The sequence below is a fragment of the Achromobacter spanius genome (assembly GCF_002966795.1).
GTDB classification, from domain to species: domain Bacteria; phylum Pseudomonadota; class Gammaproteobacteria; order Burkholderiales; family Burkholderiaceae_B; genus Achromobacter; species Achromobacter spanius_D.
Window position 1 is genome coordinate 1,882,914 of sequence record NZ_CP023270.1, and the last position, 12,364, is coordinate 1,895,277.

Below are 12,364 nucleotides of genomic sequence, written 5' to 3' on the forward strand. Positions count from 1 at the left end.
CGGCAGCCATGGGAGCAATTGCGCCAATTACCCCCCAAAGTTGGGCAGGTCATCGCAAAATGGCTTTATCATTTCGCCTTTTGGTACTCCTGTCATAAACGGCATAGAGCAAGGGGGCTGGACATAATGGAACTTAAGGCGGGAATGCGCTGGGCGCTCGGCGCGGTGCTGGTCGCGGCGGCCACGTCGGCTGCGATGGCGCAAAACAAGGTCGTCAACGTCTACAACTGGGCCGAATACACGGCCCCGGACACGATCCCGGGTTTCGAAAAGGAAACCGGCATCAAGGTCCGCTATGACGTCTACGACAGCAACGACGCATTGCAGGCCAAGCTGCTGGCCGGCAAGTCGGGTTACGACGTCGTTGTCCCGTCCACCCATTACGCCTCGCGCCAGATCGAAGCAGGCCTGTTCCAGAAGCTGGACAAGTCCAAGATCCCCAACTGGAAGTACCTGGATCCCGAAGTCATGGCGCTGGTCGCCACGGTCGATCCCGGCAACGAACACGCCATTCCGTGGGGCTACGGCACCAACGGCCTGGGCTACAACGTCACCAAGGTCAAGCAGATCATGGGCGACGACGTGGACCTGGCCAACTGGGACATGATCTTCAAGCCCGAGAACGCCGCCAAGCTCAAGGAATGCGGCATCTCGATGCTGGACGAAGCCGCGCAGGTGTTCCCGGCCGTGCTCAAGTACCTGGGCAAGGACCCCAACAGCACCAACGCCGCCGACTACCAGGCCGCGATGGAAGTGCTGAAGAAAATCCGTCCGTACATCCGCCAGTTCAGCTCGTCGGGCTACATCGACGAACTGGCCGTGGGCGACCTGTGCATGGTCTACGGCTTTTCCGGCGACGTCATGATCGCCCGCAAGCGCGCGCAGGATGCCAAGAAGCCCTATGAAGTGAACTACTTCATTCCCAAGGGGGGCGCGCCGGCGTGGTTCGACCTGATGGTCATCCCCAAGGATGCGCCGCATCCCGAAGAGGCGCTGGCGTTCATCAACTACATCGAAACGCCGAAGGTCCATGCGGCCATCACCAACACCATGTTCTACCCGAACGCCAACAAGGAAGCGCGGCAGTTCGTGAACAAGGATGTGGCTGAAAATCCCATGATCTACCCGCCCGCCGAGGTCTCCAAGACCCTGTACGTGATCAAGGCGCTGCCCTTGAACATTTCACGGCTGCAGAACAAGTTGTGGTCCGAGCTGAAGTTGGGAAATTAGTCATCATGAACGATAGCCGTTACTCGGCGCAGCAGGCGGACCCGGACGAGTTCGTCCGGGTCTCCGATGTTGTAAAGATCTTTGGCGACGTGGTGGCCGTGCGTTCGGTCAACCTGTCCGTCAAGCGAAACGAAATCTTCGCGCTGCTGGGCAGCTCGGGCAGCGGCAAGTCCACGTTGCTGCGCATGCTGGCCGGATTCGAGGAAACCACCTCGGGTCAGATCCTGCTGGACGGCGAAGACATCACCAGCGTGCCGCCGTACCGCCGGCCCGTGAACATGATGTTCCAGTCGTACGCGCTGTTCCCGCACATGACGGTCGAGGCCAACGTGGCCTTCGGCCTCAAGCAGGAAGGCGTGGACCGCGCGGAAATCCATGACCGTGTTTTCGAGGCGCTGGACCTGGTGCAGATGGCGGGCTATTCGCGCCGCAAGCCCAACCAGCTTTCGGGCGGGCAGCAGCAGCGCGTGGCGCTGGCGCGCAGCCTGGTCAAGCGTCCCAAGCTGCTTTTGCTTGACGAGCCCATGTCGGCGCTGGACAAGCAGATCCGCCAGAAGACGCAGATCGAGCTCGTGAAGATCCTGGAGCAGGTCGGCGTGACCTGCATCATGGTCACCCACGACCAGGAAGAGGCCATGACCATGGCGCACCGCCTGGCCGTCATGACCGAAGGTCAGATCGTCCAGTGCGGCACGCCGCAGGACGTGTATGCCTTCCCGAACTCGCGCTTCGTCGCCAGCTTCATCGGGTCGACCAACATGTTCACCGGCACCATCGTCGTCGACGAGCCCGATCACGTGGCCATCGAATGCGACGAGCTGACCCGTCCGCTCTTCGTGAACCACGGGGTCAGCGAACCCCTGGGCATGGAAGTGCACGTCTCCATCCGGCCCGAGCGCCTGCTGGTCTCGCGTGAACAACCGGATGGCGAATACAACTGGGCCCACGGCATGGTCAGCCACATGGCCTGGATGGGCAGCTACGCCCTCTATCAGATACGCCTGGACTCCGGCAAGACGGTCGAGGCCAGCGTGCCCAGCCGCATGCTGGCCCAGATGGACGCGCCGGGCATCGACGAAGAAATCTTCGTGAGCTGGGACGCCGACAGCGCGACGGTGCTGGCGTCATGATCCGCTTTTCGCCCCGCGACTGGCTCCCGTCGGGCAGAGCCCTGGCGGTGGTGCCGCCGTTCGCCTGGCTGGTGCTGTTCCTGCTGCTGCCGTTCCTCCTGGTGCTGAAGATCAGCTTTGCCGAAATGAAATTCGGCATTCCGCCGTACACGTCGCTGGCGCAGTTCCAGGACGAGGCGATCCAGTTCAGCCTGCACCTGCGCGGCTACATCCTGCTGTTCACGGAAAACCAGTATTTCCGCACGTACCTCAGCTCGGTGAAGATCGCCGGCATCACCACGCTGGTCTGCGTGCTGATGGGCTATCCGATCGCGTACTACATCGCCCGGTCGTCGGCGCGCGTGCGCAACCTGCTGCTGCTGGCGGTGATCCTGCCGTTCTGGACGTCGCTGCTGCTGCGCGTGTATGCCTGGGTGGGCATCCTGCGCAACGACGGGCTGCTCAACAACCTGCTGCAGGGATTGGGCCTGATCTCCAGTCCGCTCGAGATCTACCGCACCGATCTGGCCGTGTATATCGGCATGGTCTATGCCTACCTGCCGTTCTTCATCCTGCCGCTGTACGCGACGCTGGTGAAGATGGACCTGCGCCTGCTTGAAGCCGCTTATGACCTGGGCGCCCGGCCCTGGCAGGCGTTCTGGCAGATCACGGTGCCGATGTCGCGCCAGGGCGTGATCGCGGGCGCGATGCTCGTGTTCATTCCGGCCGTGGGTGAATACGTGATTCCAGAAATGCTGGGTGGCGCCAACACGCTGATGATTGGCCGCGTGATGTGGAATGAATTCTTCAACAACGCCGACTGGCCGATGGCGTCGGCCGTGACGTGCGTGATGGTATTGCTGCTGCTCGTGCCGCTGGTGTACTTCCAGTACAGCCAGGTCAAGCAGCAGAACGGAGACCGCAAATGAACGGTCCGAACAAGACGCTGCGCGCCGTGGTGCTGGGGCTGGGCTACTTCTTTCTGTACGTGCCCATCCTCAGCCTGATGGTGTTTTCGTTCAACGAGTCGCCCTCGGTCACGTCGTGGACCGGGTTTTCGTTCCGCTGGTATCACTCGCTGGTCAACGACGACGCGCTGTTGCGTGCCGCCTGGCTGTCGTTCCGCATCGCAGTGCTGACGGCCACCGCGGCGGTCGTCATCGGCACCTGGGCGGGCTACGTGCTGGGACGCATGGGCCGTTTCCGCGGCTTTGCGCTGTACGTCGGCATGCTGAGCGCGCCGCTGGTGATTCCCGAGGTCGTGCTGGGCATCTCGCTGCTGCTGATGTTCGTCGAGGTGCGCGGCGCGCTGGGCTGGCCCGAGCAGAACGGCATGTTCACGATCTGGGTGGGGCACGTGACGCTGTGCATGGCGTTCGTGGCCGTCGTCATCCAGACCCGCATCCGCGATCTGGACCGCTCGCTGGAAGAAGCCGCGCTGGATCTGGGCGCCACGCCGATCACCGTGTTCTTCAAGATCACGCTGCCGCTGATTGCGCCGGCGCTGGCGTCGGCCTGGCTGCTGTCCTTCACGCTGTCGCTGGACGATGTCGTCATCGCGTCGTTCCTGTCCGGCCCCGGCTCCAGCACGCTGCCCATGGAAGTTTTCTCGCGGGTGCGCCTGGGCCTCAAGCCCGAGATCAACGCGCTGGCCACCCTGTTCATCCTGGCGGTGGGCACGTGCGTGATCCTCGCCAACCGCATGCAATGGCGCAAGGAGTCCGAATCCAAATGACGCAAACCACCCTGTATGGCCTGACCAAGTGCAGCACCTGCGTGAAGGCGCGCGACTGGCTGACCGAGCATGGCGTCGACCACGCCTTCGTCGACTACCGCGACGATCCGGTGCCGGCCGCGACGCTCAAGTCCTGGTCCGAGCAGGTCGGCGGTTGGGAAAAGCTGGTCAACCGCGCCTCCATGACGTGGCGCAACCTGCCCGACGACCGCAAGACCGCTCACACCGATGCCCAGTGGACCAAGCTGATTGCCGAATATCCGGCCCTGGTGCGCCGTCCGGTCACCGTCACGCCGGATGGCGAGGTGAGTGTTGGTTTCAGTGAAAAGCGCTACGGCGAACGTTTCGCCTGAGGCCCGCGGCGGGGCCGGGCGCGCCCTGCCGGACGCCTTCTTCGACCGCGACGCGGCCCAGCTGGCGCGCGAGTTGCCCGGCAAGGTGATCCGCCACCGGGTCGGCGGCCTGTGGCTGTCGGCCCGCATCATCGAGACCGAGGCCTATTACCTGGAAGAGCGGGGCAGCCATGCCTCGCTGGGGTACACCCACAAACGCCGCGCCCTGTTCATGGACGGCGGCACCATCTACATGTACTACGCCCGCGGGGGCGATTCGCTCAACTTCAGTGCGGGCGGTCCCGGCAATGCGGTGCTGATCAAATCGGCCTATCCATGGACCGACGCGCTGTCCGGCCCCGAGGCGCTGGAACGGATGCGCGAACTGAATCCCGATGCGCAAGGCCGGCCCCGGGCGCTGGGCGCGCTCTGCGCGGGCCAGACGCTGCTGTGCCGGTCGCTGGGCCTGAAAGTGCCCGAGTGGGACGCCCGCCGTTTCGATCCCGACGCCTTGTATGTGCAAGACGTGGGCGAGTCGCCGCCGTATCTCATCTGCACCACGCGCCTGGGCATTCCGGCGGGGCGCGACGAACACCTGAGCTACCGCTTCGTGGACCCGGCCTATGCCGCGTTCTGCACGCGCAACCCGCTGCGTCGCGGGCAGCGCGCGGGACAGGATTACGTGTGGGTGGACCGGCAGGGCATCGTGCTGCCGGAGGCGCCGGCCGGCGGTTAGAAACCGGCTTCGCGCACGCGCCGGGCCAGGGATTCGCGCAGCTCGGCGTACTTGGTTTGCAGGCGGCGGCGGTTCAGGCGCTTGCTCCACGCATACAGCGGGATCAGCGGCAGTACGCCGAAGCCGTCGATCAGGTACAGCCCCTTCTTGCCGTCGGCGTTCAGGCCGACCGCGATGTTGCTGGTCGACATGTCGTGCACCACGACGTGCGCATCGGCCAGGTCATCGAAGAACTCATCCAGCTGCGCCTTCAGCGCATCGTCGAACAGTCCTTTCATGGCCAGATCGGTCACGGTGGGCGCCATGTTGCCGGCCTCGTCGGTGATCTTTTCGACCACGAGGCCCAGACCCAGCGAGGTCTGCGCGACCCCGACGATGCGCGCCATGGGCACCTGCCACACGCCGGACGGGCGCGTCGTGGTGGTGACGTATTCCGAGATTTCGTTCAGGTACACGCGGTAGGCGCTTTCGCGCTGATACTGCTTGTACCAGCGCTTGAACGGCCGCGCTTCCAGGTAGATCGCCCGCGCGCGCATGTCCATGACCTTGACGAGCAGGGCCGGGGAATGCGGGTGCTGGAAAATGTGCCGGTCACCGCCCGTGGCGAGCGGCGTTGCCGAATCCAGGTTCAACGGTCCGAAGACGGACTGGAATGAGACGGCAGGCGTGGAGGCAGAGCGGTCGGCGGAGTTCAAAGAAGCGCTGGGATCCATTCAGATGGTCCAGTTTAATCCGGTTGCTCGCCCCGCGTCTTTGCGCCTGCCCCGCGTCTTTGCGCCCGCCGCGTGTTGGCTGGAAAGGGGGGCGCAATGAGACCTACAATTCGCCCTTTGGAGATGCCTTTCTTGAACGACATTCTGCTTTGGGTCGCCGCGGGCGGCGCCGTGCTCGCTTTTGTGGCGGCCGTGCTGGCATGGTTGCGTCCGTCCGCTTCCGATGCCCGCCTGGACGCCTTGCTGGAGGGGCTGGAACGCACCGAGCGCGCGCTGCGCGCCGACATCGCCGAAGGCCAGCGGGGCCTGCGCAGCGAATTTTCCGAATCCACACGCGCGCTGCGGCAGGAACTGTCGCAATCGCACGGCGACCTGCGCGCGGGCCTGTCACGCGATGCGCAGGCCGCCCGCGCCGAGTCCGCCGAATCGCTGTCGCGCTTTGCCGCGGGCTTCTCGGAACAATTGCAGGGACTTATCCAGATCAACGAGCGCCGCCTCATGGAAGTGCGCGCCACGGTGGATCAGCGCCTGCAATCGCTGCAATCCGACAACAGCGCCAAGCTCGACGAAATGCGCCGCACCGTGGACGAAAAGCTCCACGCCACGCTGGAGCAGCGGCTGGGCGAGTCCTTCAAGCTGGTGTCGGACCGCCTGGAAGCCGTGCACAAGGGGCTGGGCGAAATGCAGGCGCTGGCGGCCGGGGTTGGCGACCTCAAACGCGTGCTGACGAACGTGAAGTCCCGCGGCACGTGGGGCGAAGTGCAACTGGCGCGCCTGATCGAAGACAACATGACGCCGGATCAGTACGCCAGCAACGTCAAGCCGGTGCCGGGCAGCGACGCGGCCGTCGAATTTGCCATCCGGCTGCCGGGGCGGGGCGACGGCGGCGATCCGGTCTGGCTGCCGATCGACGCCAAATTCCCCAAGGAAGAATACGAACGCCTCATGGACGCGCAGGACGCAGCCGACGCCGAAGGCGTCAAGGCCGCCGGCGCCGCGCTGGGGCGTGCGGTCGAAGTGCAGGCGCGGCTGATTGCCGGCAAGTACATCGCGCCGCCGCACACGACCGACTTCGCCATCATGTTCCTGCCCACGGAAAGCCTGTATGCGGAGGTGCTGCGCCGCCCGGGCCTGCTGGACAAGCTGCACGACTTGCGCGTCAACGTGGCGGGCCCGAGCAATCTGGCCGCGCTGCTGAACAGCTTGCAAATGGGATTTCGCACGCTGGCGATCGAACAGCGTTCCTCCGAGGTGTGGCAGGTGCTGCGGGCGGTCAAGACGGAGTTCGGCAAGTTCGGCGAATCGCTGGCCAGCGTCAAAAAGACCCTGGACACCGCCAGCAACAAGATCGGCCAGACCGAGGTGCGCACCCGCGCCATGCTGCGCAACCTGAAGGGGGTGGAGGCGCTGCCGGAAGCCGACGCCCTGCGCCTGCTCGGCGGGGCATCGGCCGATGCTGCGGATCCCGAGGACGACGACGCCGAGGAATCCCGGGCGCCGTCCGCCGGCGCCGTCTGATCCGGGCTTTTCGGAACCTCGCGGCATGGCCCGCCGCGAGGTGCGCTTGTTGACCTCACGCGCAGCCGATATCCTCATGCATGCGGCACTTCGCCGTCGATACCTGGAGCATCGTCAGCATGAGCATCGCCGAACGCCATGATTCCTCTTCTCTCGACGCGACGGCGCTGGGCGCCGATATCGCCCAAGGCGCCACCACCGCGCTGACTGCCATGCAGCAGGCGGTCGAGCGCGTCGCAGCGCGCAATCCGTCCATCAATGCCGCTTGCGGCGTGCAGGCTGAAGCCGGTCTGCGGCTGGCGCAGGCGCTGGACGACGAACTGGCGTCGCTGCCGTCCGAACAGCGCCTGGCGCTGCTGCGCGATCGGCCGTTCCTGGGCGTGCCGACCCTGCTCAAGGACCTGGCCACGGCGGCCATCGGCCTGCCGAGCGCGATGGGGTCCGTGCTGTACGGTCAGGTCCAGTGGAACCTCGATGCCGACATCGTCAAACGTTACCGCCGTGCCGGGCTGATCCCGTTCGGCCGCACCACCAGCGCCGAATTGGGCCTGAGCCCCACGACGGAGTCGCCCGTCTATGGTCCCGCCACGCAGAACCCATGGAAAAAGGGCCACAGCGCGGGCGGCTCCAGCGGCGGCGCCGGGGCGGCGCTGGCCAGCGGCATGGTGCGCATCGCGCATGGCAGCGATGGCGGCGGCTCGATCCGCATCCCCGCGTCGTGCTGCGGCGTGCTGGGCCTCAAACCTTCGCGCGGCCTGATGCCGCTGGGCCCGCTAAAAGGGGAGGGCTGGGGCGGCCTGGCCACCGAGCACATGATGACCCTGTCCGTGCGCGACTGCGCGGCGGCGCTGGACATCAGCGCGGGCGCCGACGTGGGCGCGCCTTATGCCGCGCCCGTCCCGCCCGCGGAATCCTATCGCGGGGTGGTGGCCCGGGTTGCCGCCGATCCGCGTTCGGCGCCGCGCCGGCGCATTGCCTTCATCAACACCACCTATGAGGGCGAGGCCATTCATCCGGATGTCGCCGCCACGCTGGACGAGGCGGCCAAGTTCTTCGCGTCGCTGGGGCATGAATTGGTTCAGGCCGCGCCGCCCGTCGGCTCCGAGGAGGTCCTGTCGCCGATGCTGCCGCTGATCGCCAGCGCGGCCGCCAATGCCATCGACAGCTTCGTGGCCGCGCGCGGCAGGCGCCTGGCTGCGGACGAGCTGCAGCCCACCACGCTGGGCGCCCGCGAGTACGCCCGCGCGATTTCCGGCGCACAGTATGTGGCGTGCATCGACACCTGCCACGAGATCACCCGCCGCATCGGACGGTTCCTGCATCGGGACGGCGCGCAGGGCTATGACCTGTTCCTCTGCCCGGTGCTGGCGTTGCCGCCCGCGCCCATCGGCCGCTACGCCATGGACAACGCCGATTATCTGGCCTACCGTCTGGGCAAGAAGGGCGTCATCGGCTATTCGCCGTTCGCCCCGCTGGCCAACCTGACCGGCATGCCGGCCATTTCCATCCCCTTTGGCAAGTCCGCGGACGGGCTGCCCATCGGCATTCAGGTGATGGGGCCGCTTGGCGCCGAAGCCCAGTTGCTGGAACTGGCGGCACAGGTCGAAGCGCTGCGGCCCTGGCCGCTGACCGCGCCCATGGCCGGGTAGCGCGCGCGGGGCAACCCGCGCCGCAGCGGCCGTTCGAACCAGGGAGACCTCATGTCATCGTTCGCGACGCATACCGTGTTCAACCAGGTGCCGCCCCTGGAAGACTATTCCCTGTACGACACCGATCCGGCGCTGCGCGAGGCCGTGCGGCGCGAAGGCGCCGAGGCCTGGGCGGGCGACCTCGCCGCGCACGGCGCCTGGCTGGGCCGCGCGCAGACGCTGGCCGCGGGCGCCGAAGCCAACCGCTGTCCGCCCCGCCTGGTCGGCTACGACCGCGCCGGCCATCGCGTGGACCGCATCGACTTCCACCCCGCCTGGAACGTGCTGATGAGCGGCATCATGGCGCGCGGCCTGCATAGCCGCGCGTGGATGCAGCCCGCGCCCGGCGCACAGGTGGCGCGCGCCGCCGCCTACCTGATGCAGGGTCAGGTCGAGGCCGGCACGCTGTGTCCCACCACCATGACGTTTGCCGCCGTTCCGCTCTTGCAACGCGAGCCCGCCGGCGTCGTGGATTTTGCGGGCCAGTGGCTGCCGGCGCTGTACGCGCGGGAATTCGACGGCAGCGACGCGCCGCTCACCGCCAAGCGCAGCGCGCTGATCGGCATGGGCATGACCGAAAAGCAGGGCGGCTCGGACCTGCGCGCCGTCACCACGCGCGCCACGCCGCTGGGCGCGCCGGGGCGCGGATGCGCCTATCAGCTTGTCGGACACAAATGGTTCTTTTCAGTGCCGCAGGCGGACGCCCACCTGGTGCTGGCGCAGACCGATGAGGGCCTGAGCTGCTTTTTCGTTCCCCGCTGGATACCGGACGGCCCGCGCAACGCGGTGCGCGTGCGGCGCCTGAAGGACAAGCTGGGCAACTGGAGCAACGCCAGTTCGGAAGTCGAATTCGAAGACGCGTGGGGCGTGATGGTCGGCGAGCCCGGGCGCGGCCTGGGAGTGCTGCTGGAAATGGCGGGCACCACACGGCTCGATTGCGTGCTGGGCAGCGCGGCGCTGCTGCGCCAGGCGCTGGCGCAATCGGCGCACCACGCGCTGCATCGTCAGGCCTTCGGCAAGCCGCTGATCGAACAGCCGCTGATGCGCAACGTGCTGGCCGACCTGGCGCTCGAAAGCGAAGCGGCCATGGTCCTGGCGCTGCGCCTGGCGCGCGCCGTCGACGAACGCAGCGATGCCGCGGCGCGTGCGCTGGTGCGCGTCGGCACGCCGGCCGCCAAGCTGTGGGTCTGCAAGCGTGCGGTGTCCGCCGTGGCCGAGTGCATGGAGGTGTGGGGCGGCAACGGCTATGTCGAAGAGGGGCCGATGCCGCGCCTTTACCGGGAAACGCCCGTCAACTCCATCTGGGAAGGCTCGGGCAACGTCATGGCGCTGGACGTGCTGCGGGCGTTGCAGCGCGAGCCCGACGCGCTGCCGGCGCTGGAATCCGAATTCGCGCCCGTGGCGGGTCAGCACCGGGAGTTCGACGCGGCGCTGTCGCGTTGGCGCGCGCTGCTGGCCGATGGGGAGCAGGCGCAGTTCCAGGCGCGGCGCATCGCGGCCGGCCTGGCGCGCCTGTGGCAGGCCGCGTTGCTCATCGAACACGCACCCGGCGCGGTGGCGCAGGCCTTCGCCGGCAGCCGCCTGCAGGAGACCTCGGGCGTGTTTGGCGAACTGCCCGCGGGCGTCGACACGCAGACCATCCTGTCGCGGGCGTGGCCCGCCGTCGCCGCGTGCTAAATTTCCTGGCTCAAGCAACTTTTCCGCATTTCTACCGCCATGCTCTCCCAGCAAGAACTCAAGCAGCAAGCCGCCGACGCGGCACTGGAATTCGTCGAACAGGTCGCCGGCCCGGACGTCATCATCGGCGTGGGCACCGGATCCACCGCCGACCTGTTCATCGACGGCCTGGCGCGATTCAAGGGCCGCATCGGCGGAACGGTCGCCAGCTCCGAGCGCAGCGCGGCGCGCCTGGCCGGCCACGGCCTGAAGGTGCTGGACCTGAACGACGTGTCCACCATGCCCATCTACGTGGACGGCGCCGACGAGATCAACGCCGACCTGCACATGATCAAGGGCGGCGGTGGCGCGCTGACGCGCGAGAAGATCGTGGCCTCGGTGGCCGAGCGCTTCATCTGCATCGCCGACGAATCCAAGCTGGTCCAGACGATGGGCAAGTTCCCGCTGCCGCTCGAGGTCATCCCGATGGCGCGCGAATCCGTGGCCCGGGCGCTTACTGCGCTGGGCGGCCAGCCCCGGCTGCGCGAGGGTTTTGTCACCGACAACGGCAACATCATCCTGGACGTGTCGGGCCTTGCCATCTCGGACGCGCCCGCGTTCGAGGCCATCGTCAACAACCTGCCGGGCGTCGTGACCTGCGGCCTGTTCGCGCTGTCCGGCGCCGACGTGGCGCTGCTGGCCACCCAAAACGGCATCCGCCGCCTGGATCGCCGCGCCTGAGTCCGATTGTGCTGGCTGGTCCCGCCGGTCCGTCTTGCCGGGGGCGGGGCCGCCATTCATAATCCTGTCACACTTGGGTCATAACCTTGCCGGTTGTGCAGGCCCATCTCGTAACCTCTCTACTTTCGGGGCAATGCAATGAGATCAACCACGCAGGGAGCCCGGATGACGGAGCATACAAACAAACAGTTCGACGCCGATCTGGAAAGCGTCCGTTCGCAGTTCTTGCAAATGGGCGGCGTGGTCGAAGCCATGATCCAGGAAGCGATCGACGCGCTGGCCAGCGGCGACATGTCGCTGGTTGAAAAGGTTCGCGAGCGGGAAAAAGAAGTCAACCGCCACGAAGTCGAAATCGACGAAAGCATCAGCCGCATCCTGGCCCGGCACCAGCCGACCGCCATCGACCTGCGCATGCTGATGGCCGTGTCCAAGATGCTGACCGACATGGAACGTTCCGGCGACGAAGCCGAGAAGGTCGCCACCGTCGCGCGCCGCGTCCATGAAGGCGAATTGCGGCACATTCCCGTGATCGAGCTGCGCCACATGGCCGCCAACGTGCGCAACATGCTGCACCAGGCGCTGGACGCGTTTGCCCGCCTCGACCCCATCCAGGCCGCCGCCGTCGTGCGCAGCGACAAGGAAGTCGACAAGGAATGGAAGGGCGCGCTGCGTCACCTGATCACCTACATGATCGAAGATCCGCGCACGATCTCGCGCGCCATCGACATGATCTTCATCGCCCGCGCGCTCGAACGCATTGGCGATCACGCCAAGAACATGTCCGAACGGGTGATCTACATGGTCAAGGGCGCCGACGTGCGCCACACCGGCGTGAAGAACACCGAGCGCCTGGCGCGCGGCGAAGAAGAATCCGAGGACACCGCGGAGCAGTAAGCAGGAAGACCC

The 12,364-nt window shown here is 66.5% G+C and carries 12 protein-coding genes; 11 read left to right on the forward strand and 1 reads right to left on the reverse strand.

Features of this window, described 5'->3' with window-relative positions; translation table 11 throughout:
* The first annotated feature begins 126 nt into the window (after positions 1-126).
* From CLM73_RS08500 to CLM73_RS08525, 6 genes are read left to right on the forward strand one after another with little or no spacing between them, the layout of a single operon-like run.
* Positions 127-1,230 carry a polyamine ABC transporter substrate-binding protein gene (locus CLM73_RS08500; protein ID WP_105238072.1) on the forward strand — a complete coding sequence of 368 codons (1,104 nt, stop codon included), beginning with the start codon at positions 127-129 and terminating at the stop codon, positions 1,228-1,230.
* A gap of 5 nt (positions 1,231-1,235) precedes the next feature.
* Positions 1,236-2,360, forward strand: a complete 1,125-nt coding sequence (locus CLM73_RS08505) for an ABC transporter ATP-binding protein (RefSeq protein ID WP_105238073.1) — start codon at positions 1,236-1,238, stop codon at positions 2,358-2,360.
* Complete coding sequence (locus tag CLM73_RS08510) at positions 2,357-3,268, forward strand: ABC transporter permease subunit (protein ID WP_105238074.1); 912 nt, start codon at positions 2,357-2,359, stop codon at positions 3,266-3,268. Before CLM73_RS08505 ends, CLM73_RS08510 begins: the two co-directional genes overlap by 4 nt.
* Entirely contained in the window at positions 3,265-4,074 is an 810-nt protein-coding gene (locus tag CLM73_RS08515) for an ABC transporter permease subunit (protein WP_056567137.1), read from the forward strand. The genes CLM73_RS08510 and CLM73_RS08515 overlap by 4 nt, the downstream gene beginning before the upstream one ends.
* On the forward strand, positions 4,071-4,427 hold the full coding sequence (locus tag CLM73_RS08520; protein WP_105238075.1) for an arsenate reductase: 357 nt from the start codon (positions 4,071-4,073) through the stop codon (positions 4,425-4,427). Before CLM73_RS08515 ends, CLM73_RS08520 begins: the two co-directional genes overlap by 4 nt.
* Positions 4,396-5,142, forward strand: a complete 747-nt coding sequence (locus tag CLM73_RS08525; protein ID WP_105238076.1) for a DNA-3-methyladenine glycosylase — start codon at positions 4,396-4,398, stop codon at positions 5,140-5,142. The genes CLM73_RS08520 and CLM73_RS08525 overlap by 32 nt, the downstream gene beginning before the upstream one ends.
* On the opposite strand, the gene CLM73_RS08530 is transcribed toward CLM73_RS08525, so the two are convergent.
* On the reverse strand, positions 5,139-5,855 hold the full coding sequence (locus CLM73_RS08530) for a PhoP regulatory network YrbL family protein (RefSeq protein WP_105238077.1): 717 nt from the start codon (positions 5,853-5,855) through the stop codon (positions 5,139-5,141). The two genes, CLM73_RS08525 and CLM73_RS08530, sit on opposite strands and share 4 nt — an antisense overlap.
* A 132-nt stretch (positions 5,856-5,987) precedes the next feature.
* Between CLM73_RS08530 and rmuC the strand changes: the two genes are divergently transcribed.
* From rmuC to phoU, 5 genes are all read left to right on the forward strand, one after another.
* A complete protein-coding gene (rmuC, locus tag CLM73_RS08535; protein WP_105241428.1) occupies positions 5,988-7,373 on the forward strand; it encodes a DNA recombination protein RmuC in 1,386 nt (461 codons plus the stop codon).
* An 80-nt stretch (positions 7,374-7,453) separates the two neighbouring features.
* Positions 7,454-9,022: an amidase gene (locus CLM73_RS08540; protein WP_234015830.1), complete on the forward strand. Its 1,569-nt coding sequence runs from the start codon at positions 7,454-7,456 to the stop codon at positions 9,020-9,022.
* Between the two features lie 51 nt (positions 9,023-9,073).
* Entirely contained in the window at positions 9,074-10,738 is a 1,665-nt protein-coding gene (locus CLM73_RS08545) for an isovaleryl-CoA dehydrogenase (RefSeq protein ID WP_105238078.1), read from the forward strand.
* A gap of 39 nt (positions 10,739-10,777) precedes the next feature.
* Positions 10,778-11,458: a ribose-5-phosphate isomerase RpiA gene (gene rpiA, locus CLM73_RS08550; RefSeq protein ID WP_105238079.1), complete on the forward strand. Its 681-nt coding sequence runs from the start codon at positions 10,778-10,780 to the stop codon at positions 11,456-11,458.
* 165 nt (positions 11,459-11,623) lie between these two features.
* The gene (phoU, locus tag CLM73_RS08555; protein WP_105238080.1) at positions 11,624-12,352 is read left to right on the forward strand and encodes a phosphate signaling complex protein PhoU; all 729 of its coding nucleotides are present in this window, start codon (positions 11,624-11,626) and stop codon (positions 12,350-12,352) included.
* The last annotated feature ends 12 nt before the right edge of the window (positions 12,353-12,364 follow it).